Raw genomic sequence first — 24,492 nt, 5'->3', positions numbered from 1 at the left:
CTGTGCCGGTCGCTCATCGCATCCTCACCGCCCGGGTCATCGCCTCCGCCGCCAGCGTCACGGCCGCGTCCCGCGTGGCCTGGCCCAGCAGGGCGGTGCGGATCGGGCCGCCCTGGGCGAGGTGCCGGTCGTAGGGGACGGTGACGACGTGGACGCCGGACTCCTTCAGGTGCGCGACCGCCGTCTTCCGGTCCAGGGTGACGTCGGGCGAGTTCGCGGTGAGCGCCACGACCGTCGAGGCCAGCGCGGAGTGCGGCAACTGGCCCAGCCAGTCCAGGACCTGCCGGGTGCCGTTGACGCCCTCGGCGGTCATCGGGGCGACGACCACGCGCGCGTGCGCCGTGTCCATCGCCGTACGGGCCACCTCGCCCGGCAGCGTCTCGCAGTCCACCACGGTCACCGCGAAGTAGCGCCGCAGCGCGAGGGTCACCGTGCGGTACGTCCGGATGTCCAGCGGAGCGCCCACGCGGCCCTGGCTGGCGGGCAGCAGCCAGCCGCCGTCCGACACGGGCACCAGGTAGCCGGTGACATCAGTGAGCTGCATCGCCGGGTTGAGGATCCGCGCGAGGTCGGCCGCCGCCCAGCGCACCGAGTCGGCGCCCATCCGCACCGGCAGCGTGCCGAGCGCGGCGTCCGCCTCCAGGGTGAGCACCGGGTCGTGGCGGTAGTGGTTGAACGTCCGCCCGAGCAGCGCGGCCACGGTCGACTTGCCGACGCCGCCCCGGATCGACGTCACGGCGATCACCCGTCCCGTCGTCACCGGCTGCTGCAACTCCCGCGCGATCCGCGTCTCCTCCGCCACGTCCTGCGCGGCGGACGCCGTCAGCTTCTTGATCGAACGCCCCGTACGCCGGGCCACGGAGTCCCCGTGCTGCGGCCGCCCCAGCGCGTGGGCCAGCCGGGGATCGATCGTCGGCACCGACTCCGGGGTGTGCACGGGAGACTGCGGCACCCGCGAACCACGCGGCGCGGGGGCGGCCGGGGGAGTGGAGCGGGGGGCGGGCTGTCGAGGCTGGGGCTGAACCGGCGGCTGCACGACAGGCGTCGGCTCAACGGGTTGTGCGGGCTGTACGGGATGCACGGGCTGCTGAACCGGCTGAGCGGTTACGGGGTTCACGGGCACTGGGCCCACGGGCATCCGGTGCCCCGGCCCCGACCCCAGCGCCGCGGCCTCGGCCGCCTCGGCCGGATCGGCCGGCTCGGACCGCTCGACCGCCTCGGACGGAACCGAGCGCACCAGCCGCAGCGTCGGCTCGGCCCGCCGCGCGGCGCCGGAAGGCACACCAGTCACACCGTTCGCACCCGCCGCCGTACCGGTCTCGGAAGGCTCCGAACCGGACGCGGCACCCGCACCCGCCCGCGCCCCCGCACCGTCCTGCCCCAGCTCGCGCAGCACGTCCCGCTGCCAGTCCCCTGCCTGCGCCATGTGCGCCCCCAGCTCCTAAGCGAAGGTGTCGAGCAGTCGCCCGTACACGCCGAACACCCCGATGAGCAGCGGGAACAGGGTGATGACGCCGATGGACTCCAGTGTGTCGCCGAGGCGGCGAAGCCGGACCCGGACATGTTCGGCGGGCTGCACGGCGAGCACCAGCAGCGGCAGGACGGCCAGCAGCACGAGCACGGCGAGCGGACCGGCCGCGTCGCCGGATCGCTCCACCCAGACCGAGATCAGCCGCACCGCGAGCACCGCCGCCGCGCCCAGCAGCACCACGACCTCGGCGACCAGTGGGAACGCCCGGGCGCGCAGCGCGAGGACGACCATGGTGACGACGGCCAGCAGTACGGTCCACTTGGTGGGCGCGCGCAGCGCGAACACCCCGGCGGCGGTGGCTGAGACGGCCATCGTCACCGTCGCGAGCACCAGTCCCCGGTGGGTGGCGCTGAGGGCGGCCGCCACCTGGTAGCGGCTCACGGAGGTCCCCGCGGAGCGCCGGTCGTCGAGCCCGGAGAGACCGGACGCCATCAGCGCGAGCCGGGGCAGCAGCCCCAGCACGATCACGGAGACGACGGCGAGCACGGCGCCCACCCGGGCCTGTTCGGCCGCAGGCGACCGCACCGACACGAACGCGGCGACGCCCAGCCAGCACACCGCGGTCCCGGCCAGCGCCCCGGCCCCGACCAGCCCGCCCCGCCCGAGCGGGCTGAACAGGCCGAGCAGGGCGAGGGTGACGATCCCCGCCCCGGCCAGCGCCGCGACCCGCGCGGTGCCGGACCAGTCCTGCGCGTCGGCCAGCGTGGAGGCGCCGAGCAGCGCCAGCGCCCCGGCGGTCACCAGGAGCGTCGTGGCGAGCCCGTACCTCCTCAGCCGCCCCAGCAGCGCGCCCGCGAGCGCGGCGACCAGGGCGACGGCGAGCAGCGCGCCCGCGACGGTCCCGGCCGCGTACTCGGCGCGCGCCAGCCACCCGGCGGCCAGGGCCCAGCCGACCGTGGCGAGCCCGGCGGTGACCCGCCGTGCGGCCGGACTCCAGCGCCGGGCACGGGAGTCGAGGTCCTCGGCGGCCTCGTCCGTGACGTCGTGCACGACGGGCGCCGACGGTGCGTCCTCGGCGCGCACCAGACGCAGTACGGCGCCGTCCGGCACCCCGGCCGACTCCAGGGTGCTGTCGTGGGCGAGCGCGCTGCCGTCCGCGGTGACGAGATGCCGCAACTCCGGCTGTCCGCCGACCCGGTCGTCGAGCAGCCGCATCACCTCGGGCAGCAGCAGCCCGACCGGTTCCCGCGACGGCAGCACGAGATCCACGCGCCGCCGCTCACCGACCAGCGTGACCCGGCTGAGTGCCGTACGACCGTCGGTCATCTCCTGGCTCAGGGCCCCCGTAGACATCACGCGTTCGAACCTATCACCGGGTAGAAGTGCTGGTCGGAGCCGCGGAGGAGGCCCCCGACGGACTCGCCGAGGGCGTCGTCGAGGGCGTCACGGACGGCTGTACCGAACTCCCGTACGGGCTCTTGCCGATGATGCGGTTCGACACGAACGACCACCCCACACATCCCGCGCACAACACCGCCGCGATGACGATCCCGGCGAAGACCTTCCCGACCCGCTCGTCCACCGAGCGCCGCTGCCGTTGCGCCCCGAACAACAGGGCGTCGCGCAGCCGTCGACGGCGCACCGACACCGACTCCAGCAACTGGCTGTCGTAATCCTGCGCCGCCACGGCTGCCTTCCCTCATTCACTGCTCACTGGTCACACGCCCGAAAGCCGACGCCCGACGCCCGACGGGCGGAAGCCGATGCCGGACACCGCTGGCAGACGCCGGACGCCGGACGCCGGTCCGTCAGCCGATCTGGTCCACCGCCGCGCGGGCCTTCGCCAGCGTGGACTGGGCGGTGCCGTCGTTCTGCTCCAGCGTGGTGCGCACCAGGCGGATGATCTCGCGGACCTCGCCCGCGGCCTTCTTCCAGCGCTCTTCCTTGCCGTGGTAGTCGTCGGAGACACCGTCGGCCTGGAAGTCGGTCATCGCGGCCTTCACCGCGGCGTCGCGGTCGCTGAGCACACGCTCCAGCTGGCCCACGATCGTGCCGAGCGAGGTCTGCACCTCACCCGAGGCACCGGTGTCGTACGAACGGCGGTCCTGGTTCTGACCCATGGTGAATCTCCCCCTGTGGCTCTCGTGACTCTCGGACTGTCGATGAACGGGCCGTGGCCGGTGGCCGTCGGCTAACGCGCCCCGAAGCGGGCCGCGTCGAAGTTCGCGAGACCCATGTTCTGGTTGGCGTTGTCCTGGGACTCCACGTCACCGGTGCCGAAGGCGTTGTCCATGCCCGACTGGCCGCCCAGGATCGCGGCGAGCGAGCTGTTCAGGTCGGCGGTGATCTCGTCCGCGCGGTTCTTGAACGAGTCGAACGCCAGCTTGCCCGCGCCGTTGAACTTGCCCTCCAGCGGTTCCGCCGCGCTGATCAGCAACTGGATCAGCGTTCCCAGGTCGTCGCTCGATCCGAGCGTGCTCTTGCCGAGGTCCGCCAGAGTCGTCGACCCCATGTCGAACTTCACGTCGTGTCCACCCCCGTGTGTCTGGGTCACCTACGTCCCGCCCATGCTCCCCCACAACCCGTTGCACCCGCAACGCACTTGGCGTCGAAGTGACATGATCGGGACATAACTCGAACAGGCTTGTGGCGCGACCGCGTTCACTCACGGCCCTCTGCGGTGGCCTTGAGGTCGCGCAGCCACGCTTCGAGACCCGCGCCGAGCGCCGCGGTCGCAGTGGGCACGTCCGCCTCGACCTGGGCGCCGGTCCACGTCTCCTCGGTGTGCACACGGACACCGCCCCGGACCTTCTCGAACGTCCACAGATGGACGCCCTCGTCGATCCGCAGCCCCTGGCCGACCGCGGGCCCGCTCCACAGGACGCAGGTGCCCCGTTGCGCCTGCCGGACGGTGGAGGTGATGTCCAGAGTGGTCGCCGGCGTCGTGGGTGTGGCGGGTGCCGGAGTTGTCCAGCGGAAGCGCGACCCCTTGCGCAGCGGTCCGTGGTCGAGGCGCCGGGCGGTGAGGACGGGCGGCTGCCAGGACGGCCAGCGCGCCACATCGGTCTGGAGCTTCCAGACGGTGCTCAGCGGCGCGTCGATCGTGATGTCGGACCGGTAGTGGATGCGGGCACCGGGATCGACGCCCTCGCCCCGGCAGCCGGACGGGTGGTGGGTGGCCTCCGAGACAGGCGCGGCCTGGGCGGGCGCGACGCCGGCCCCGAGGGCGCCGGCGAGGGCGAGGCCGAGGGCGAGGGCGAGCGGGACGGTGAGCGCGGCGGTGCGGCTGCTGAACATGGTGTTCCCTTCGTGTCCTGTGGTGTACGGATCGCGTTGCTTCGCGGGTCGTCGCCCGGCCCGATGTGCGGCCCGATGCGAGGGGCGATGTGCGGGTCGTCGCGCGGGCCGATGTGCGGTTCGAGGCGCGGGTGATTGCGCCTGCCGCTTCGGGCACACGCACCCCCCGCTACGGCACCAGCACGACCTTCCCGGCGACCGTGCCCGACTCGGCCAGACGCAGGGCCTCGGCGGTGTCGGCGAGGGGCAGCCGGGCGGCGATCCGGGCGGTGACGTCCCCGCGGAGGTACGCCTCGAAGACCTGGGTGAGGTCGGCCCGCAGTCGGGCCCGGAACCGGTCCTTGGCCAGGGCGCGCCCGGCCCAGAGGTTGAAGAAGTACGCCCGGCGGCCGTTGGGCAGGGCGTTCCACAGCCACACCCGGCCGAGCAGGCGGAGCACCGGCCACTGCCCGGACCCCTCGTCGTCCCGCGTGGCGGCGCTGCCGTACGACACGAGCGTGCCGCCGGGCGCGAGGAGCCGCCAGGAGTCGACGATGCCCGTGCCGCCGACGTGGTCGAAGACCGCGTCCACTCCGCCGGGGGCCAGTGCGCGGATCCGCGCGGCGACGTCCCCGGCGCGGTAGTCGACGGGGACGACACCCTCGTCCCGCAGGGCGTCGTGGTGGCGGGCGGACGCCGTGCCGATCACCTTCGCGCCCGCGGCCCGCGCCAGCTGTACCAGGACCGAGCCGACCCCGCCGTTCGCGCCGAGCACCACGACGGTCTGGCCCGCCCGCACCCGCGCCGTGCGGTGCAGCATCCGCCAGGCGGTGACGCCGTTGACCACCAGGGTCTCCGCCTCCGCCGCGCCGATCCCCTCGGGCACCGGCACCACGTCCGCCGCGTCGACGAGCACATGGCTGGCCCAGCCGCCGACCTTGAGCAGCACGGCCACCCGGGTCCCGGCCAGGGCCGGGTCGACGCCCTCGCCGGTCGACTGCACCGTGCCGACCAGGTCGTAGCCGGGCACGAAGGGGAAGGGCGGCTGGTCGTAGTACCGCCCGCGCCGCATCTGCTGCTCGGCGAAGGAGACCCCCGTCGCCTCCATCCGGATCAGCACCTGCCCGGGCCCCGCGGCCGGTACGGCCCCGGTCCGGATCCGCAGCCCCTCCGGCTCGACCTTGCCCGGCAGGACGACCTCGACGAGTCCTTCGGCGTTCATGACGACCTCCACCTTTCGCTAGTTCTTCTCTCGTTCGTTAGAAGTTCTAACGCGACGGCCGACGGGGTGTCAATGGGTTCAGTGATAGCCTCTAACTAAATCTTCAGCATGTAGCCCCGCTCCGCAGGTGAGGCGCCCGGGGCTTCGAACGGAAGGGCCGCACCCATGGCCGACACGGGCACCACCCCGCGTGAGCGCTACCGCACCCAGGTGCGGGCCGAGATCAAGGAGCGCGCCCGGGAGCAGATCGCCGCGGCGGGCGCCTCGGCGCTCTCCCTCAACGCGATCGCGAAGCAGATGGGGATGAGCGGACCCGCGCTCTACCGGTACTTCGCCGGCCGCGACGAACTGATCACCGAACTCATCCGGGACGCGTACCGCAGCCTCGCCGACACCTTCCAGGCCACCACCGCCCCCGAGCCCCCGGCCGACGCCCCCGGCGCCCACCTGGCCGCCCTGGCCCGCACCCTGCGCGCCTGGGCCCTGGACGACCCCCAGCGGTACTTCCTGATCTACGGCACCCCCGTCCCCGGCTACCACGCGCCCGACGACATCACCACGATCGCGTCCGAGATCATGGCGACCCTGCTGGAGGCGTGCGCCGCGCTGCCCTCGGACGGCCCCGCGCCCTTCCGCCGGGCCATGGCCTTCTGGACCCGGCTGCACGGCGTGCTGTCCCTGGAACTCGCGGGCCACTTCACCGGCATGGACCTCGACCCGGCCCAGCTCTACGCGGGCGAGGTGGACGCCCTGCTCCGCGCCTAGGGCCCATTGGCATACCAAAAAACTTTCAAGAGACCGTGCAACCCTTTCCCCACCTGGCCGGTCGTACTGGGCGTCGGAACTTCTGGAGGGGGATCTGGGGGGATCGCGGGGGTTCTGACGGGGAGGGGAAAGCCGAGGGGCCCGGTCGACGACCGGGCCCCTCGAAATATGTCGGCGGATGTCGGCCTCTCGGCGGACACCCGCTCAACAGGAACCCTCCCCTCAGCGGAGCGCCCCGCTCAGAAGAACACCCCGCAGCGCAGCAGCACGTTCGCGTACGGCCGCGCCTCCCCGGTGCGGACGACCAGCCGCGCCTGTGCCGACAGTTCCTTCAGCCGCTCGTGGGGGACCAGCTCCAGCGCGGCGAAGCGGTCCGCCAGCAGCGCCGCCGCCTCCGGGTTGGCGTCCCGGACCTCGTGCGCGGCGGTCGCGCCCTCGACCACGAGTTCGTCGAGCAGTCCGTCCAGCACCTCGGCGAACGACGGCACCCCCGCCCGGAACGCCAGGTCCACCACCCGCGGCCCCCGAGGCACCGGCATCCCCGCGTCGCACACCAGCACCCCGTGCCCGTGCCCCAACTCGGCGAGCGCCCCGGCCAGATGGCGGTTGAGTATCCCGCCCCGCCTCACCGGCCCTCACCCCCGAGCGCGGCCACCTCGTCGGCCGTGGGGAACGACACCTGCGCCCCGGCCCTGGTGACGGCGGCCGCCCCGACCCGCGCCGCGTACGCCGCGGCCTCCGCCGGCTCCTCGCCCGCGCCGAGCTTCCACGCCAGTGCCGCCGTGAACGCGTCCCCGGCCCCCGTGGTGTCCACCGCCTCAACCTTCACGGCCGCCACCCGGGCGGTCCCCTCGGCGGTCGCGATCAGCGCGCCCTCCGCGCCCAGCGTCACCACCACCGAGCGCGGCCCGATCGCCAGCAGCGCCCGCGCCCAGTCCTCCGGCGACCCCGTCAGCTCGCCCCCGGCGATGACCCGTGCCTCGTGCTCGTTGACGATCAGCGGATCGCAGGCCGCCAGCACCTCCCCGGGCAGCTCCCGCGGCGGCGACGGGTTCAGCACGAACCGGGTGCCCTCCGGCAGCCGCCGTACGACCTCCACCACCGTCTCCAGCGGGATCTCCAGCTGCGCCGACACCACCCGGGAACGCCGCAGCAGCGGGTCCGCGGTCCGGACGTCGTCGGGGGTCAGCCGCCCGTTCGCGCCGGGCGACACGACGATGCTGTTGTCGCCCGACGGGTCCACGGTGATCAGGGCGACCCCGGTGGGCGCCCCGCCGACCAGCACCCCCGCCGTGTCGACGCCCGCCTCGCGGAGCGAGTCCAGCAGCAGCCGGCCGTTGCCGTCGTCGCCGACCCGGGCCAGCAGCGCCGTACGGGCGCCGAGCCGGGCCGCCGCCACCGCCTGGTTGGCGCCCTTGCCGCCCGGGTGCACGGCCAGGTCGGAGCCGAGCACCGTCTCACCGGCCCCCGGCCGCCGCTCGACACCGATCACCAGGTCGGCGTTGGCCGATCCCACGACCAGGAGGTCGTAGTCGTACATGAAGCATCTCCCTGTGCTGGGTTGGAGCCGCCCGCCGGCCGGTCGCGCCGGAGGGCGGAAATGCCGAGGCGGCCGGACGGGTCCCCCCGTCCGGCCACCGCGTCGTGTCAGCCGCCGAACCCGGCCACGTTCTGCGCCGTGACCACCTTCACCGGCACCATCACCGCCTTCTTCACCTTCTCGCCCTCGGCCGCCTTCACCGCGTTGCGCACCGCGATCCTGCCGAGTTCCGCGGGCTGCTGCGCGACCGACGCGTACAGCGTGCCGCCCTCGACGGCCTTCAGACCGTCGGCGGTGCCGTCGAAGCCGATGACCTGGACGGACTTCCCGGCCTTGACGCCGAGAGCCTTGATCGCGCCGAGCGCCATCTCGTCGTTCTCCGCGAAGACACCGTCCATGTCGGGGTTGGCCTGGAGGAGGTTCGTCATCACGTCCAGCCCCTTGGTGCGGTCCCAGTCGGCGGGCTGCTTGGCCAGGACCTTGATGCCCGGGTACGCCTTCAGACCCTCCGCGAAGCCCGCGCCGCGCTCCCGGCTGGCGGAGGTGCCCGCCTGGCCCTGGAGGATGACGATCTCGCCCTTGCCACCCAGCTTCTCCGCGAGCGCCTTCGCGGCCAGCTTCCCGCCGCTGACGTTGTCGGAGGCGACGAGGGCGGCCGTGTTCGCGCCGTTGACCGCCCGGTCGACGGCCACCAGCGGGATGTCCGCCTTGTTCACGGCCTTCGCCGCCGGGGTCACCGCGTCGGAGTCCACCGGGTTCACGATGATCGTGCCGAGACCTTCGCTGGTGAAGTTCTGCAGCTGGTTGGCCTGCTGCGAGGCGTCGTTCTGCGCGTCCGTCACGGACAGGTCGACGCCCAGCTTCTTCGCCTCGTCCTGCGCGCCGGCGCGGATCTGCACGAAGAAGGGGTTGTTGAGCGTGGACAGCGACAGCCCGATCTTCTGGCTCTTGGCCGCCGACGAACCGCTGTGCAGGAAGGACGTCGCGCTCACGACCGCCGCCGCGACCACCGCCGCGAGGAGGTACGTCACCGCCTGCTTCTTCCGGTCCCCGGAGCCCCCGGCCCCCGCCGGGACCGGGGTCGCCCCGGCCTTGCGGCGCACGGTGTCGAGGAGCACCGCCAGCGCGATCACGACACCGATGACGACCTGCTGCCAGAACGCCGACACCGACAGCAGGTTCAGGCCGTTGCGCAGCACCGCCAGGATCAGCGCGCCGATCAGCGTCCCCGACGCCTTGCCCGTGCCGCCCGCCAGGGAGGCACCGCCGATGACGACCGCCGCGATCGCGTCCAGCTCGTAGCCCTGCGCGGCCTGCGGCTGCGCGGACGACAGCCGGGAGGCCAGCACGATGCCCGCCGCCGCGGCGAACAGCCCGGACAGGGCGTAGATCACGAGCTTCTGCCGCTTCACCCGCAGGCCGGACAGCCGGGCCGCCTCCTCGTTGCCGCCGATCGCGTACATGGCCCGCCCGATGTACGTACGACCCAGGACCACGGCCGTGATCAGACCCATGACGACCATCACCAGGACGGGTACCGGCAGCCAGCCGCCGAGGTTGTCACCGAGGTGCGACACCGACTCCGGGAACGCGATCGGGCTGCCCTGCGAGATCACCAGCGACAGACCGCGCCCCACCGAGAGCATCGCGAGCGTCGCGATGAACGGGGGCAGCTTCCCGTACGAGACGAGGAAGCCGTTGACGAGACCGCACGCGATGCCGGTGACGATCGCGAGGAGGACGGCTATCGGGACCGGCACGCCCTCCGACGTGGCGCTCCACGCCAGCACGGTCGCCGACAGGGCCGCCACCGAACCGACCGACAGGTCGATGCCCGCCGAGACGATCACGAAGGTCACACCGAAGGCGAGGATGGCGGTGACGGCGGCCTGGACGCCGATGTTCAGCAGGTTGTCGGCCGTCAGGAAATCGCCGGACAGGACCGACATCGCGACGACGAGGACGATGAGGGCGCTCAGCGCGCCGTTGTCGAGCAGGATTCTGCGCAGGCCCGAGGCGCCACTCGCGCCCGTCGTGCTCTTGAGCGTGTCAGCGGCCACCGGTGGCCTCCGTTCCGGTCGTGGTCGTGTGCGGGGTGGGGGTGTTCGGGGTGGACACGGCGAGCGCCATCACCGCGTCCTGGGTGGCCTCGGCGGCGGGCAGTTCGCCCGCGATCCGCCCCTGGGCCATGACGATCACCCGGTCGCTCATGCCGAGCACCTCGGGCAGATCGCTGGAGATCATCAGGACGGCGGCGCCGGCGGCCGTCAGCTCGTTGATCAGCTCGTAGATCTCGACCTTCGCGCCGACGTCGATACCGCGCGTCGGCTCGTCGAGGATCAGCACCTTGGTGTCCGCGAGCAGCCACTTGCCGATGACGACCTTCTGCTGGTTGCCGCCGGACAGCGTCCGCACCGCCTGGCCCAGCCCGGCCATCCGCACGCCCAGCTGCTCGGCGACCCGCGCCGCCTTCGCCCGCTGCCCCTTGAGGTCGACGAACCCGCCCCTGGTCGCGCCCCGCAGGGTGACCAGCCCGAGGTTCTCCTCCACCGAGGCGTCCAGCACCAGCCCCTGGCCCTTGCGGTCCTCGGGGACGAGACCGACGCCCGCGGTCATCGCCGCGTTGACGTCGTGCCGGGGGACCGGGGTGCCGGAGACCTTGACGGCCCCCTTGTCGTACGGGTCGGCGCCGAACACGGCCCGCACGACCTCCGTACGGCCGGCCCCGACGAGCCCGGCGACACCGACGACCTCACCGGCCCGCACCTCGAAGCTCACGTCGTGGAACACGCCGTCCCGCGTGAGCCCCTCGACGGCCAGCAGCGCCTCCCCGGAGTCCGGCCGCCGACGCGGGTACTGCTGCTCGATGGACCGGCCCACCATGAGCCGTACGAGCTCCTCCTCGGGCGTGGACGCCGGAACCTGCCCGACACTCCTCCCGTCCCGGATCACCGTCACCCGGTCGCCCAGCGCGGCGATCTCCTCCAGATGGTGGGTGATGAAGACGATCCCGACCCCGTCGTCACGCAGCCTGCGCACGATCGCGAAGAGCTTCTCGACCTCCTCGGTCGTCAGCACGGCCGTCGGCTCGTCCATGATCAGCACGCGCGCGTCCAGGCTGAGCGCCTTCGCGATCTCGATCATCTGGAGCCGCGCGATACCGAGTTCACGGACCCGCGCGCGGGGCGACACGTCCACGCCGACCCGCTCCAGCAGGACGGCGGCGTCCGCCTCCATCCGCTTGCGGTCGATCATCCCGAAGCGGCGCGGCTGCCGCCCCAGGAAGATGTTCTCGGCGACCGTCAGATCGGGAACGAGGTTGAACTCCTGGTAGATCGTCGCGATCCCGAGGCGCTCGGAGTCCTGCGCGCCCTGGATGCGCACCTCCTCGCCGCCAGCCAGGATCCGCCCGGCGTCGGGCGTGTAGGCACCGGAGAGCATCTTGATGAGCGTGCTCTTGCCGGCACCGTTCTCACCGAGCAGTACGTGCACCTCGCCCCGGCGCAGATCGAAGTCGACGCCGTCCAGCGCGACCACACCGGGGAAGGACTTCCGTATGCCTTCGATGCGCAGCAACTCGTCCGCGTCGCTCACGACGTGCTCCTTCGCACAGGGTTGGGGTTCTCGCCGCACGAGCGGCGTACGACGAGGCGGGCGGGGAGGGTGACGGACTGCGGGGGCCGCCCCTCGATGCGGTCGACCAGCGCGCGCACGGCGGCGCGCCCCAGCTCGCCCGTGGGCTGGGCGATCGCCGTGATCGGCGGATCGGTGTGCACGAACCAGGGGATGTCGTCGAAGGCGGCCAGCGCGATGTCGTCCGGAACGCGCATCCCCCGCGCGCGTACCGCGTCCAGCGCGCCGAGCGCCATCAGGTTGTCGGCCGCGAACACGACCTCGGGCGGAGTGGCCAGATCGAGGAAGCCCTCGGTGACCCGGCGCCCGCTCTCGGCCTGGAAGTCGCCCTGCCCTGTGTAGTCCTCGGGAAGGTCGAGCCCGTACGCGTGCAGCGCCTCACGGAAGGCCGCCACACGCTCCTGGCCGGTCGTGGTCGCCGCCGGGCCCGCGATGATGGCCAGCCGCCGGTGCCCGAGCCCGTGCAGATGCGCCACGAGATCCCGCACGGCGGCCTGCCCGTCGGCCCGGACCACCGGCACGTCCACGCCCGGGATCCACCGGTCCACGAACACCATCGGCGTGCCCGCCCGCACCGCGTCCAGCATCAGCGGGGAGCCGCCGTCGGTGGGGGAGACGAGCAGGCCGTCGATGCGCCGGTCGAGCAGGTTCCGCACATGGTGGTCCTGGAGGTCCGGCCGCTCGTCGGCGTTCCCGATGATCACGCTGTACCCGAGCGCGCGGGCCTCCTCCTCCACGGAGCGGGCCAGCTCCGTGAAATACGGGTTCATCACGTCGCTGATGACCAGGCCGAGGGTGTGGGTCTGGTCGGTGCGCAGGGAGCGGGCGACAGCGTTCCGGCGGTAGCCCAGCGCCTCGACGGCGGCCAGCACCCGCGCGCGGGCGTCGGCACTGACCGACGGATGGTCGTTCAGGACCCGCGACACCGTGGCGACGGAGACCCCCGCCTCGGCAGCGACATCCTTGATGCTCGCCATCGCCGCTCCACCTCCTCGTGGAATCGATTACACGACTTCGTGTACGGAGGATTGGAATCGATTACACGGACGGAAACAAGGGGGTGAGGGTGGCCGAAATTGAATCGTGACCGAGGGGCGTGACCGGCGTCGCGAAGCGCAAGGCGCCAAGCTCGGAGCTGCGGGCTCTGGAGCCTCCCCCGAACAGCAGGGCCCTAACGTGGCCCACGGCTGCCACGCCCGCGCACATCAAAGCCCTCGTCCAAGGCCAACGCCAACGCGAACGGGACCGGCTGCGCGAACTCATCGAGGACGCGGAGACCCAACACGGGCTGGTGGACCAGGCGGCGGTGGAGGCCCGAAGGGCGCTCCTGCGCGGTGACACGGCCGGCCCGGCTCCGTCACCCTGGTCGAAGCCCGTGCCCCCAGAACCAACCAGGCCCGCTTCGGCTACGCGGCCTCCCGCGTGAACACCGTCCCGCCCACCGAGGCGATCGTCCGCCATACCGGCAAGCTGCTTGCCGCTGCCGGACTCCGTGGCCACAAGTACGCCCTGGACGCCATCGTCGCCGCCGCGCAGGCCTCGCCCGCCCCTGTGATCTGACACCACTGACGGAATTGAGTTGCCACGCTCTCGTCGCAGGCCAAACGATGGCGCCTGTGACGACTACGGGAGAGCAGCCGCCAGGTGATGCCGTCAGGCCGGTCGCGTTGGTGACCGGAGTCGGCCGGTCCGCCGGCATCGGCGCGGGCATCGCTCACCGGCTGGCCGAGGCGGGTTGGGACATCGCCTTCACGTACTGGACGCCGTACGACGCCCGCATGGCCTGGGGCGCAGAGGCCGGCGCCGCCGACACCATCGCCAGGGCGTTGGCCGAACGAGGCGCCGACTCTGTGGCGGTGGAGGCGGACCTCGCCGACCCAGAGGCGGCGGAGCGGGTCTTCGATGCCGCCGAGCGCCGCCTGGGCGGCATCACCGCCTTGGTGATGTGCCACTGCGAGTCGGTCGACTCCGGTCTGCTCGACACCACGCTGGAAAGCTTCGACCGCCACTTCGCGGTCAACGCCCGTGCCACGTGGCTGCTGATCCGCGAGTACGGCCGTCGCTTCCACGGAACCCCGGGAACCGGACGCATCGTCAGCCTCACCAGTGACCACACCGTCGGCAACCTGCCCTACGGAGCGAGCAAGGGCGCACTCGACCGCATCACCCTGGCGGCCGCCCACGAGCTCTCCCACCTCGGGATGACCGCCAACGTGATCAACCCGGGGCCGGTGGACACGGGTTGGATGTCCGAGGACATCCGGGAGCACGTACTGCGTGGGACGCCGCTGGGCCGTCTGGGCAGCCCGCAGGACACAGCCCATCTCGTGGAGTTCCTGTGCTCACCGCAGGGCCAGTGGATCAACGGACAGCTCCTGAAGAGCAACGGCGGTCTCGCCGACTGACCGACTGACCGACTGACCGGCCGACCGATCGACGATGTGGCGTCGTCGCGTTCGACCAGGAAGCCGTTGCTGATCAAACGGACCGGGAGAGCTGTTCGCGCACCCATCGGGGATCGGGGTTGGTGTGGGGCCGGCTCGCGACGACGACGGTCGGCACGGTTTCGTTGCCGTCGTTGGCCGCCCGCACCGCCGAGGCTCCATCCGGGTCACGCCAGATGTTCACCCAGTACGCCTGGCGGGCGCCGCGGCCCAGTCGTAGCCGCAGTCGCATGCAGTACGTGCAGCCCGGCCGCCAGAAGACGACGGGCCGACCGTCGACCGCGCTGCGGCGTTGCGCTTCTTGCGTACCGATGGACTTCGGGAAGATCAGGGGCGAGTTCACGCCGGCGAGCGCCAGGAACACCAGCAAGAGTGCTGCGGCTGTGCCGACGTTCCCCTTGACGATCTGCGCAGCCGCGACGACCGAGCCGCAGAGCACGAGCAGTACCGGCAGGATCCAGGCGCGCATCATGGTGCCGCAGCCTATCGATGAGTCGAACAGCCTCTCGCTTCCCGGAACGCCCTACGCCGCCGCCAGCTCGCACCACACGTACTTGCCCGGGCTGCCGAACCTGGCGGACGGCATCCATCCCCAGGACTCCGTGCAGGCCACGATGAGGGCCAGCCCCCGCCCGCCCTCCTGCTCGCCCACCCGCTCCAACCGCTGGGGCGGTTCCGGTGGTTCGGGGTCGGCGTCCCACGCCCCGATCCACACCATCCCCTCCGGCGACCGCCGCACCCGGAGCGCGGCGGGGCCCTTGGTGTGCAGCACGGCGTTGGACACCAGCTCGGTCGCGAGCAGCTCGGCGGTGTCCACGAGGCCGAGGAGGCCGTGCAGGGTGAGGATCAGCCGCAGGGTGCGGCGGCAGATGGTCACGGCTCTGGGGTCGTTGGGGATGTGGAGGGTGTAGTCCCAGGTTTCGGGCATGGGTCATCAACTCCGGGGATGAGGGGGGATTTCACGCACGGTGGCATTGCCGACGCCGTCGTGGCAGGACGGAGCGGTGTGCTTCCGTAGTGTGTTCGTTGCGTCACAGAAGGTAGATCTAAATTTAGGGACGCTGCAAGTCGATCGCGTAATCTGACGCCGAACGAGTCGCGCCTGCGGGGCGCCTGAGGAGGGCCATTCGATGGTAAAGAGGCGCGAGCCGACGGTGCGTCAGATGCGTCTGGCGACGGAGCTGCGCAGGCTTCGCGAAGCGGCAGGGCTTTCCTCCCGGGAAGCGGCGTCGTTGCTCGGAGTGGCCCCCGCCCAGATCACCCATATCGAGTCCGCGCTTGCGGGGGTGAGCGAGTTGAGGGTCCGCCGTCTCGCGTCCCACTACGCCTGCGCGGACGAAGAGTTCATCCACGCCCTGGTCGCGATGGCCACCGATCGCACGCGAGGTTGGTGGGAGGAGTACCGGGGCTTGCTGCCCACCCCCTTCCTGGACCTCTCCGAACTGGAACACCACGCTCGGTTTCTACGCCACGTGGCGATCCTCTACGTGCCCGGCCTGTTGCAGACCGAGGACTACTCGCGTGCGGTCTTCTCGTCCCGAGTGCCGGAACTCACTGTCGAGGAGGTCGAGTTGCGCATCCAGCATCGAAAGGCGCGCCAGCGGTTCACGGTCCCTTACGAGGCAGTGATCCATGAGGCGGCACTCCGGATCAGAGTCAGCGGCCGTGACACCTCAAGGGCCCAGTTGGTCCGACTGATGGAGCTCTCCGAAGCGGATCACATCACCGTGCGCGTCATCCCGTTCGATCTGGACGGCTTCGCCAGTGCGGCAGGCACGATGACCTACGTGGGCGGCCCCCTGCCCAAGCTGGACACGGTGGTCCGTGACGCGCTCCACGGATCTGCCTTCATCGATTCCGAAGCCCAGCTCCACACCTATCGAACGAGCTTCCGTAAGGTGGAGGACGTGTCACTCGATCCCGCACAGTCGCGTGAGTTCATCCACAGGCTGGCCAAGGAACTGTGAGGAACCCCATGGACAACTGGCGGAAGTCGTCCTATTCGGGCCCCGGAGACGGCAACGAATGCGTGGAGATAGCCACCACCCTCACCCGCATAGCCATCCGTGACTCCAAGACCCCCGAGGCGCGCACCCTCACGTTCCCCGTCGCCGCCTTCGCCCCCTTCCTCGAAGCCCTGAAGGCGCACCCCCGCCGCTGACGTCCGCCGCAGGACTCCGGACCCGCTGTCACACCCTGGCGGTACCGTCGGATCATGCCCAATCAGACGGCCGCCCAGCAGGGGCCCGGGGAGCGTCGGCTCGCCGTGCTCGAAGGCGTGCTGGAGCGCATCACGTACGCCAACGAGGAGAACGGCTACACCGTCGCCCGCGTCGACACCGGCCGCGGCGGCGGTGACCTGCTCACGGTCGTCGGCGCACTGCTCGGCGCCCAGGTCGGCGAGTCGCTGCGCATGGAGGGCCGTTGGGGCTCGCACCCGCAGTACGGCAAGCAGTTCACCGTGGAGAACTACACCACCGTCCTGCCGGCCACCGTCCAGGGCATCCGCAGATACCTCGGCTCCGGCCTGGTCAAGGGCATCGGCCCGGTCTTCGCCGACCGCATCACCCAGCACTTCGGGCTGGACACCCTGAAGATCATCGAGGAGGAGCCGAAGCGGCTCATCGAGGTCCCTGGTCTCGGGCCCAAACGGACGAAGAAGATCGCCGACGCCTGGGAGGAGCAGAAGGCGATCAAGGAGGTGATGCTGTTCCTCCAGACGGTCGAGGTGTCCACGTCCATCGCCGTGCGCATCTACAAGAAGTACGGCGACGCCTCGATCGGAGTCGTGAAGAACCAGCCGTACCGCCTCGCCGCCGACGTCTGGGGCATCGGCTTCCTCACGGCCGACAAGATCGCCCAGTCCGTCGGCATCCCGCATGACAGCCCGGAGCGGGTCAAGGCGGGTCTGCAGTACGCCTTGTCGCAGTCCACCGACCAGGGCCACTGCTTCCTCCCCGAGGAGCGGCTGATCGCCGACGCGGTCAAGCTGCTCCAGGTCGACACGGGCCTCGTCATCGAGTGCCTGGCCGAACTCGCCCAGCCGGACGAGGACTCGGGCGAGCCCGGCGTCGTACGGGAGAAGGTCCCCGGCCCCGACCCCGGCTCGGACCCGGTCACCGCCATCTACCTGGTCCCCTTCCACCGCGCCGAACTGTCCCTGTCCGCCCAGCTGTCGCGCCTCCTGCGCACGGACGAGGACCGCATGCCCGGCTTCCGTGACGTGGCGTGGGACAAGGCGCTGTCCTGGCTCAAGGGCCGTACGGGCGCCGAGCTGGCCCCCGAGCAGGAGGCCGCCGTCCGGCTCGCGCTCACCGAGAAGGTGGCCGTGCTGACCGGCGGCCCCGGCTGCGGCAAGTCCTTCACGGTCCGCTCGATCGTGGAGCTGGCCCGCGCCAAGAAGGCCAAGGTCGTCCTCGCCGCCCCCACCGGCCGCGCCGCCAAGCGCCTCGCCGAGCTGACCGGCGCCGAGGCGTCCACCGTCCACCGCCTGCTGGAGCTGAAGCCGGGCGGGGACGCGGCCTACGACAAGGACCGTCCCCTCGACGCGGACCTGGTGGTCGTCGACGAGGCGTCCATGCTGGACCTCCTCCTCGCCAACAAGCTGGTGAAGGCGGTGCCCCCGGGGGCGCACCTGCTGTTCGTCGGGGACGTCGACCAGTTGCCCAGTGTCGGCGCCGGCGAGGTCCTGCGCGATCTGCTCGCCGACGGCGGTCCCGTGCCCGCGGTCCGCCTCACCAAGGTGTTCCGCCAGGCCCAGCAGTCCGGTGTGGTGACCAACGCCCACCGGATCAACTCCGGGCACCACCCGGTCACCGACGGCATGAAGGACTTCTTCCTCTTCGTCGAGGAGGACACGGAGGCCGCCGGGCGGCTCACGGTGGATGTGGCGGCCCGTCGGATTCCGGCCAAGTTCGGCCTGGACCCCCGGCGGGACGTCCAGGTGCTCGCGCCGATGCACCGCGGCCCGGCCGGCGCCGGCACCCTCAACGGCCTGTTGCAGCAGGCCATCACCCCGGCCCGCCCCGACCTGCCCGAGAAGCGGTTCGGCGGCCGGGTCTTCCGCGTCGGCGACAAGGTCACGCAGATCCGCAACAACTACGAGAAGGGCGCCAACGGCGTCTTCAACGGCACCGTCGGCGTGGTCACCGCGCTCGACCCGGTCGACCAGCGCCTGACGGTCCTCACCGACGAGGACGAGGAGGTGCCGTACGAGTTCGACGAGCTGGACGAACTGGCGCACGCCTACGCGGTGACCATCCACCGCTCCCAGGGCAGCGAGTACCCGGCGGTGGTCGTCCCGGTCACCACCGGCGCCTGGATGATGCTCCAGCGCAATCTGCTCTACACAGCGGTGACCCGGGCGAAGAAACTGGTCGTCCTCGTCGGCTCCCGCAAGGCCCTCGGCCAGGCGGTGCGCACGGTGTCCGCGGGCCGGCGGTATACGGCCCTCGACTTCCGGCTCGCGCCCCGGGCCCTGTAGCCCCCAGGATCTATGGAGGGGACCGGTCGAGGGACCCTCTCGCGACTCCCCGGCGTCACGTGAGTGAAATTTGATCGATCAAATGAGTCGCAAAGGTCACACAGCCCTTCCAGATGCCGGACGGAGCGGGCAGGATGAGCAAGTTGGCGGCACTCAGTGCCGCCGATAGGCCCGATGGTCGACCCCGAGTGCACTCTCCTGAGCCAATTGGGGGATGGTAGAGACAGTCAGGGCACCTCGAAGATGAGGCACTACGTCGGTGAGGGAAGACGTGAGCGACAACTCTGTAGTACTGCGGTACGGCGACGGCGAGTACACCTACCCGGTGATCGACAGCACCGTCGGCGACAAGGGCTTCGACATCGGGAAGCTCCGGGCCCATACCGGTCTGGTCACCCTGGACAGCGGTTACGGGAACACCGCCGCCTATAAATCCGCCATCACGTATCTGGACGGCGAGGCGGGCATCCTCCGCTACCGCGGCTACCCGATCGAGCAGCTGGCCGAGCGCTCCACCTTCCTGGAGGTCGCCTACCTGCTGATCAACGGCGAGCTCCCGACGGTCGACGAGCTCTCCACCTTCAAGAACGAGATCACCCAGCACACGCTGCTGCACGAGGACGTCAAGAACTTCTACCGGGGCTTCCCCCGGGACGCCCACCCGATGGCGATGCTGTCCTCCGTGGTCAGCGCCCTGTCGACGTTCTACCAGGACAGCCACAACCCGTTCGACGAGCGGCAGCGCAACCTCTCCACGATCCGTCTGCTCGCGAAGCTCCCGACGATCGCGGCCTACGCGTACAAGAAGTCGATCGGTCACCCGTTCGTCTACCCGCGCAACGACCTGGGCTACGTCGAGAACTTCCTGCGCATGACCTTCTCGGTCCCCGCCCAGGAGTACGAGCTCGACCCGGTCGTCGTCTCGGCCCTCGACAAGCTGCTCATCCTCCACGCGGACCACGAGCAGAACTGTTCGACCTCCACGGTCCGCCTGGTCGGCTCCTCGCAGGCGAACATGTTCGCCTCGATCTCCGCCGGTATCTCCGCGCTGTGGGGCCCGCTGCACGGCGGCGCCAACCAGTCCGTGCTGGAGATGCTGGAGGGCATCCGCGACGCCGGCGGCGACGTCGACTCCTTCATCCGCAAGGTGAAGAACAAGGAGGACGGCGTCCGTCTGATGGGCTTCGGCCACCGGGTCTACAAGAACTTCGACCCGCGCGCGAAGATCATCAAGGCTGCCGCGCACGATGTCCTCTCCGCGCTCGGCAAGTCCGACGAGCTGCTGGACATCGCCCTGAAGCTGGAGGAGCACGCGCTCTCCGACGACTACTTCGTCTCGCGCAGCCTCTACCCGAACGTGGACTTCTACACGGGTCTGATCTACCGCGCGATGGGCTTCCCGACCGAGATGTTCACGGTCCTGTTCGCCCTCGGCCGGCTGCCGGGCTGGATCGCCCAGTGGCACGAGATGATCAAGGAGCCGGGTTCCCGGATCGGTCGTCCGCGCCAGATCTACACGGGCGTCGTCGAGCGCGACTTCGTTCCGGTCGAGGCCCGCTAGGGGTTTTCCCCGGAGGTCGTTCTCCGTCGTGGGGTGTGTGGGAGCCGTTCACACGGTTCCCCGCGCCCCTTTCGGCTTCCCCGGCGCACGCGGGCACAGAACCCCGAAAGTGCGCTCTGGGCGCAGAAAGAAGGCGCCCTGCGCCGCTGGTCCCCCCACGGGCCGGCGAGCAGGGCGCCTTCCCATGTCCCGGTGCGGATTCCCCCCACGGGATCCGGCCGGGCGTCTGGTGGACCAGCGCCTGAATCGCTGAGCAGGACGGGGTCCGTCCTGCGTATATGAAGTTGTCCTGCGGTGAGGTGCGGTCTGCCGGGACGCGTACGTACGGGAGGGCCGCTCAAAGCTCCCCGGGTACGTGCCCCGGCAACGCAATTCCGGGAACGTCCCCCAAGACATCCCCAGATGCCAGTCGCGCCCCCCAAGACGCTTCTGACATCGCCAACTTAGACTCACGAACCCCTTCGTAGGTTACGTTCGCGCCACTGTGATCTGCGTCTCTTGCCTTATGTCCTGAAGATGCGCAAGAGACCCGATACGGCGACCGAGGCCCCAGCGTAAGGAAGATGCGCGAGCCTTGTGAAGAGCTTATGTGAGGCTGCTTCCGGACTCTAGAGGGACTTTTGCCCGGTCGTCACGCAAATGCCCTCAGTCGCAAGCTGTTCGTGACCACGAAAACGGACGAAAAGGCCATTGCCGCCCCCGCGATCATCGGATTCAGCAGTCCGGCGGCGGCCAGCGGCAGCGCTGCCACGTTGTAGCCGAAGGCCCAGACCAGGTTCCCCTTGATGGTGGCCAGGGTGCGGCGGGACAGCCGGATGGCGTCGGCGGCCACCCGTAGGTCGCCGCGGACCAGCGTCAGGTCGCTCGCCTCGATCGCCGCGTCCGTGCCCGTGCCCATGGCGAGCCCCAGATCGGCGGTGGCGAGCGCGGCGGCGTCGTTGACCCCGTCCCCGACCATCGCGACCGTACGGCCCTCCCCCTGGAGTCGCCGTACGACGTCGACCTTGTCCTGCGGCAGGACCTCCGCGATCACCTGGTCGGGGGCGATGCCGACGGCGGCGGCCACGGAGCGGGCCACCCGCGTGTTGTCGCCGGTCAGCAGGACCGGGGTCAGTCCGAGCGCCCGCAGCCGCCGGACGGCCTCGGCGCTGGTGTCCTTGACCGCGTCGGCGACGGTGAGGACACCGACCGCCGTGCCGTCGCGGACCACCACGACCGCCGTGTGCCCCTCGTCCTCCGCGGCCTCCTTGGCGGCCGTGAGCGCCTCGGGGAGGGGCCCGTCGTGGATCCGGCCCACCTGCACGTCGTGGCCCGCCACACGGCCGTGTACGCCCTTTCCGGGCTCGTTCCGGAAACGCTCGACGGGCGGCAGGGGGCCGAGGCGCTCCTCGGCGCCCGCGGCGACGGCCCGCGCGACCGGGTGTTCGGAGGCGTGTTCGACGGCGCCCGCGAGGCGCAGGACGTCCTCCTCGGGGACGCCCTCGGCGGCGTACACCTTCCGGAGGGTCATCCGGCCGGTGGTGACCGTGCCGGTCTTGTCCAGGACGACCGTGTCGACGCGGCGGGTGGACTCCAGCACCTCGGGGCCCTTGATGAGGATGCCGAGCTGCGCGCCGCGGCCCGTGCCGACCATGAGTGCGGTCGGTGTGGCCAGGCCCAGTGCGCAGGGGCAGGCGATGATCAGTACCGCGACGGCCGCGGTGAAGGCCGCGGTGGGGTCGTCGGTGACGCCGAGCCAGGCGCCGAACGTGGCCACCGCGATCAGGAGGACGACGGGCACGAACACGGCGGAGATCCGGTCGGCCAGCCGCTGCACCTCCGCCTTGCCGTTCTGCGCGTCCTCCACCAGCCGGGCCATCCGCGCCAGCTGGGTGTCCGCCCCCACGCGGGTCGCCTCGACGACGAGCCGGCCGCCCGCGTTCACCGTCGCGCCCGTGACGGCGTCGCCGACGCTCACGTCCACCGGTACGGACTCGCCGGTCAGCAGGGACGCGTCGACGGCGGAGGCGCCCTCGACGACGGTCCCGTCGGTGGCGAACTTCTCCCCGGGCCGTACGACGAACCGGTCGCCGACCACCAGCCGCTCGACCGGGATCCGGGTCTCGCGGCCCTCGCGCAGCACCGAGACGTCCTTGGCGCCCAGGTGCAGCAGCGCCTTGAGGGCGGCGCCCGCGCGGCGCTTGGAGCGGGCCTCCAGATAGCGGCCCAGAAGGATGAACGCCACGACCCCGGCGGCCACCTCCAGGTAGATCGTCGAGGAGCCCGCCGTGCGGGACACGCCGAACTCGAAGCCGTGCCGCATGCCCGGCATGCCCGCGTGCCCCCGGAACAGGGCCCACAGGGACCAGCCGAAGGCCGCGAGCGTGCCGAGCGAGACCAGGGTGTCCATGGTGGCCGCGCCGTGCCGGAGGTTGGTGAGGGCGGCCCGGTGGAACGGCAGGCCGCCCCAGACGACGACCGGCGCGGCCAGCGTCAGGGAGAGCCACTGCCAGTTGTCGAACTGGAGGGCCGGGACCATGGACATGAGGACCACCGGGGCGGCCAGCAGCGCCGAGACGGTGAGCCGCTGCCGCAGGGCGGCGAGCTCGGGGTCCTCCACCGGGGCGTGAGCGCCCGGCTCCCGGTCCGCCTCGGGCTCCGCCGCCGGGGGTGCGGGGGGCGGCGGCTCCTCGGCCGTGTAGCCCGTCTTCACCACGGTGGCGATCAGATCGGCGACCTCGATCCCCGAGGGGTAGGCGATCTTCGCCTTCTCCGTCGCGTAGTTCACCGTGGCGGTGACGCCCTCCATGCGGTTGAGCTTCTTCTCGACGCGGGCCGCGCAGGAGGCGCAGGTCATCCCGCCGATCATCAGTTCGACCTCAAGGGTCGGCTCGGCCGCAGGGGCGGCTTCGGTGGTGCTGGTCATGTCCGTGTCCGTGCTCCGGGGAACGTGCGCAGGTCCGGCCCGGGGCGGGGCGGGGCCCCGCCTGGGCGGGCGGTTCTCAGACGGTGCCGACGAGCTCGAAGCCGGCCTCGTCGACGGCGGCGCGCACGGCCTCCTCGTCGAGCGGGGCGGCCGAGACCACGGTGACCTCGCCGCTGGAGGCGACGGCCTTCACCGAGGAGACGCCGGCGATCTCGGAGATCTCGCCGGAGACGGCGCCTTCGCAGTGGCCGCAGCTCATGCCGCTCACCTTGTAGACGGCGGTGACGGAGCCGGGAGTGTCGGTCTGGGCGGTCATGTCGTTGCTCCTCGTCGGGGTGTGTGAGGTACGGGTAACCCTTCAGGTCACCTACCCTATACCCCTAGGGGGTATGAATCCAAGAGGGGTCGGGCGCTCAGGGTGGGGCGCGCGGGTTCAGGGGGACGGGGTGGAGGCCGCGGTCGGGGTCGAGGCGGTCGCGGTCGGAGTCGCGGTGGAGGCCGCGGTCGCCTGCGCCTCACGGAGGCGGTCGCCCACCAGCGGGTCGAGGTAGCGGAACAGCACGTCCTTCAGCTCCTGGATGTACGCCTCGCGGTCGTCGCCCTCGCTGGCGAGGATCAGTTCGAGGCCCGCCATGTAGAGGGCCATGCAGACGTGCGCGATGCGGGTGACGGCGGCGGCCGGCCGGTCGGGCAGAAGCGGGGAGAGCAGGTCCTCGACCCGGGTGATCAGGGTGTTGTGGAGGGCGTCGTGCTCCTCCGCCATCCGGCCGGGGACGTCCGGGCCGTGCATGAGGGTGAAGAACACCGGGTTGTGGCAGTTGAAGTCGATGAACCGGTCGACGGCGGCCGCCACGGCCTGCTCCAGCGGGGTCGCGGGATCGATCGGCGCGAGCGCCTCGCCGTACGCCGTCCGCATGTCGGCCATCAGCCGCTGGCCCAGCTCGATCGCGATCGCTTCCTTGTTCGGGAAGAACTGGTACAGCGTGCCCGGGGAGACGCCGGCCTCGCGGGCGATCGCGTTGGTGCTCGCGGACGCGTACCCGGTCGACGTGAACACCGAGGCCGCGGCTTCGAGGAGTTGGGTGATGCGGCGTTCGCCGCGGGCCTGGCGGCGGCGCGGCTGCTCCTGCTCCTGGTGGGTGGGCATGCGGTTGTCCCCAGCTTCTCGGACCTGATTGACAAACACGAGTCG

At 71.3% G+C, this 24,492-nt stretch carries 23 protein-coding genes and 1 pseudogene; 7 read left to right on the top strand and 17 right to left on the bottom strand.

Annotated features, from left to right (window positions below; translation table 11 throughout):
- Window positions 1-13: 13 nt before the first annotated feature.
- The 7 genes from ACZ4Z3_RS02100 to ACZ4Z3_RS02070 all read right to left on the bottom strand — a co-directional run bounded on the left by ACZ4Z3_RS02100 (window position 14) and on the right by ACZ4Z3_RS02070 (window position 5,969).
- On the bottom strand, window positions 14-952 hold the full coding sequence (locus ACZ4Z3_RS02100) for a type VII secretion protein (RefSeq protein WP_468499225.1): 939 nt from the start codon (window positions 950-952) through the stop codon (window positions 14-16).
- Window positions 953-1,441: 489 nt separating this feature from the next.
- Window positions 1,442-2,824: a type VII secretion integral membrane protein EccD gene (gene eccD / locus ACZ4Z3_RS02095; RefSeq protein ID WP_468499522.1), complete on the bottom strand. Its 1,383-nt coding sequence runs from the start codon at window positions 2,822-2,824 to the stop codon at window positions 1,442-1,444.
- A 16-nt stretch (window positions 2,825-2,840) separates the two neighbouring features.
- Window positions 2,841-3,158, bottom strand: a complete 318-nt coding sequence (locus ACZ4Z3_RS02090) for a hypothetical protein (RefSeq protein ID WP_468499224.1) — start codon at window positions 3,156-3,158, stop codon at window positions 2,841-2,843.
- Between the two features lie 121 nt (window positions 3,159-3,279).
- Window positions 3,280-3,591, bottom strand: coding sequence for a pore-forming ESAT-6 family protein (locus ACZ4Z3_RS02085; protein ID WP_055521555.1), 312 nt, complete (start codon window positions 3,589-3,591; stop codon window positions 3,280-3,282).
- Window positions 3,592-3,662: 71 nt separating this feature from the next.
- Window positions 3,663-3,995, bottom strand: a complete 333-nt coding sequence (locus ACZ4Z3_RS02080) for a hypothetical protein (protein WP_048821142.1) — start codon at window positions 3,993-3,995, stop codon at window positions 3,663-3,665.
- 137 nt (window positions 3,996-4,132) lie between these two features.
- A complete protein-coding gene (locus tag ACZ4Z3_RS02075) occupies window positions 4,133-4,768 on the bottom strand; it encodes an SRPBCC family protein (RefSeq protein WP_468499223.1) in 636 nt (211 codons plus the stop codon).
- A 169-nt stretch (window positions 4,769-4,937) separates the two neighbouring features.
- The gene (locus tag ACZ4Z3_RS02070; protein ID WP_468499222.1) at window positions 4,938-5,969 is read right to left on the bottom strand and encodes a medium chain dehydrogenase/reductase family protein; all 1,032 of its coding nucleotides are present in this window, start codon (window positions 5,967-5,969) and stop codon (window positions 4,938-4,940) included.
- A 165-nt stretch (window positions 5,970-6,134) separates the two neighbouring features.
- Here ACZ4Z3_RS02070 and ACZ4Z3_RS02065 point away from each other — a divergent pair, with 165 nt between their 5' ends.
- Window positions 6,135-6,734 carry a TetR/AcrR family transcriptional regulator gene (locus ACZ4Z3_RS02065; protein ID WP_468499221.1) on the top strand — a complete coding sequence of 200 codons (600 nt, stop codon included), beginning with the start codon at window positions 6,135-6,137 and terminating at the stop codon, window positions 6,732-6,734.
- A gap of 239 nt (window positions 6,735-6,973) precedes the next feature.
- On the opposite strand, the gene rbsD is transcribed toward ACZ4Z3_RS02065, so the two are convergent.
- The 5 genes from rbsD to ACZ4Z3_RS02040 form a co-directional block, all read right to left on the bottom strand.
- Window positions 6,974-7,363 (bottom strand): D-ribose pyranase, encoded by a 390-nt coding sequence (rbsD, locus tag ACZ4Z3_RS02060; protein WP_468499220.1) that lies wholly within the window; start codon window positions 7,361-7,363, stop codon window positions 6,974-6,976.
- Window positions 7,360-8,274, bottom strand: a complete 915-nt coding sequence (locus tag ACZ4Z3_RS02055) for a ribokinase (protein ID WP_468499219.1) — start codon at window positions 8,272-8,274, stop codon at window positions 7,360-7,362. Before ACZ4Z3_RS02055 ends, rbsD begins: the two co-directional genes overlap by 4 nt.
- A gap of 107 nt (window positions 8,275-8,381) precedes the next feature.
- A complete protein-coding gene (locus ACZ4Z3_RS02050; protein WP_468499218.1) occupies window positions 8,382-10,334 on the bottom strand; it encodes an ABC transporter permease/substrate-binding protein in 1,953 nt (650 codons plus the stop codon).
- Window positions 10,324-11,868 carry a sugar ABC transporter ATP-binding protein gene (locus ACZ4Z3_RS02045; RefSeq protein ID WP_468499217.1) on the bottom strand — a complete coding sequence of 515 codons (1,545 nt, stop codon included), beginning with the start codon at window positions 11,866-11,868 and terminating at the stop codon, window positions 10,324-10,326. The genes ACZ4Z3_RS02050 and ACZ4Z3_RS02045 overlap by 11 nt, the downstream gene beginning before the upstream one ends.
- Entirely contained in the window at window positions 11,865-12,884 is a 1,020-nt protein-coding gene (locus ACZ4Z3_RS02040) for a LacI family DNA-binding transcriptional regulator (RefSeq protein WP_468499216.1), read from the bottom strand. The genes ACZ4Z3_RS02045 and ACZ4Z3_RS02040 overlap by 4 nt, the downstream gene beginning before the upstream one ends.
- 376 nt (window positions 12,885-13,260) lie before the next feature.
- Here ACZ4Z3_RS02040 and ACZ4Z3_RS02035 point away from each other — a divergent pair.
- Window positions 13,261-13,467 (top strand): annotated as a pseudogene (locus ACZ4Z3_RS02035) (DNA-binding protein); the annotation flags it as partial.
- 47 nt (window positions 13,468-13,514) lie between these two features.
- Window positions 13,515-14,312, top strand: a complete 798-nt coding sequence (locus tag ACZ4Z3_RS02030) for an SDR family oxidoreductase (RefSeq protein WP_468499215.1) — start codon at window positions 13,515-13,517, stop codon at window positions 14,310-14,312.
- 73 nt (window positions 14,313-14,385) lie between these two features.
- On the opposite strand, the gene ACZ4Z3_RS02025 is transcribed toward ACZ4Z3_RS02030, so the two are convergent.
- Together ACZ4Z3_RS02025 and ACZ4Z3_RS02020 are read right to left on the bottom strand one after the other, a co-directional pair.
- Complete coding sequence (locus ACZ4Z3_RS02025) at window positions 14,386-14,823, bottom strand: glutaredoxin domain-containing protein (RefSeq protein WP_468499214.1); 438 nt, start codon at window positions 14,821-14,823, stop codon at window positions 14,386-14,388.
- 51 nt (window positions 14,824-14,874) lie between these two features.
- A complete protein-coding gene (locus ACZ4Z3_RS02020; RefSeq protein WP_468499213.1) occupies window positions 14,875-15,279 on the bottom strand; it encodes an ATP-binding protein in 405 nt (134 codons plus the stop codon).
- Between the two features lie 202 nt (window positions 15,280-15,481).
- Between ACZ4Z3_RS02020 and ACZ4Z3_RS02015 the strand changes: the two genes are divergently transcribed.
- From ACZ4Z3_RS02015 to ACZ4Z3_RS02000, 4 genes are all read left to right on the top strand, one after another.
- Complete coding sequence (locus tag ACZ4Z3_RS02015; RefSeq protein ID WP_468499212.1) at window positions 15,482-16,318, top strand: helix-turn-helix domain-containing protein; 837 nt, start codon at window positions 15,482-15,484, stop codon at window positions 16,316-16,318.
- 8 nt (window positions 16,319-16,326) lie between these two features.
- Window positions 16,327-16,512, top strand: coding sequence for a DUF397 domain-containing protein (locus ACZ4Z3_RS02010; protein WP_468499211.1), 186 nt, complete (start codon window positions 16,327-16,329; stop codon window positions 16,510-16,512).
- A 54-nt stretch (window positions 16,513-16,566) separates the two neighbouring features.
- On the top strand, window positions 16,567-18,834 hold the full coding sequence (recD2, locus tag ACZ4Z3_RS02005) for an SF1B family DNA helicase RecD2 (RefSeq protein WP_468499210.1): 2,268 nt from the start codon (window positions 16,567-16,569) through the stop codon (window positions 18,832-18,834).
- Between the two features lie 271 nt (window positions 18,835-19,105).
- The gene (locus tag ACZ4Z3_RS02000; protein WP_055540764.1) at window positions 19,106-20,395 is read left to right on the top strand and encodes a citrate synthase; all 1,290 of its coding nucleotides are present in this window, start codon (window positions 19,106-19,108) and stop codon (window positions 20,393-20,395) included.
- 631 nt (window positions 20,396-21,026) lie between these two features.
- On the opposite strand, the gene ACZ4Z3_RS01995 is transcribed toward ACZ4Z3_RS02000, so the two are convergent.
- The 3 genes from ACZ4Z3_RS01995 to ACZ4Z3_RS01985 form a co-directional block, all read right to left on the bottom strand.
- Window positions 21,027-23,300: a heavy metal translocating P-type ATPase gene (locus ACZ4Z3_RS01995; RefSeq protein ID WP_468499209.1), complete on the bottom strand. Its 2,274-nt coding sequence runs from the start codon at window positions 23,298-23,300 to the stop codon at window positions 21,027-21,029.
- A gap of 76 nt (window positions 23,301-23,376) precedes the next feature.
- The gene (locus ACZ4Z3_RS01990; protein ID WP_099964616.1) at window positions 23,377-23,616 is read right to left on the bottom strand and encodes a heavy-metal-associated domain-containing protein; all 240 of its coding nucleotides are present in this window, start codon (window positions 23,614-23,616) and stop codon (window positions 23,377-23,379) included.
- Between the two features lie 117 nt (window positions 23,617-23,733).
- Window positions 23,734-24,447: a TetR/AcrR family transcriptional regulator gene (locus ACZ4Z3_RS01985; protein ID WP_468499208.1), complete on the bottom strand. Its 714-nt coding sequence runs from the start codon at window positions 24,445-24,447 to the stop codon at window positions 23,734-23,736.
- Between the last annotated feature and the right edge of the window lie 45 nt (window positions 24,448-24,492).

The organism is Streptomyces sp. NPDC030296 (genome assembly GCF_055572815.1).
Note: the sequence above shows the minus strand (reverse complement) of the source record. Positions and strands in the feature narration are given on the sequence as shown.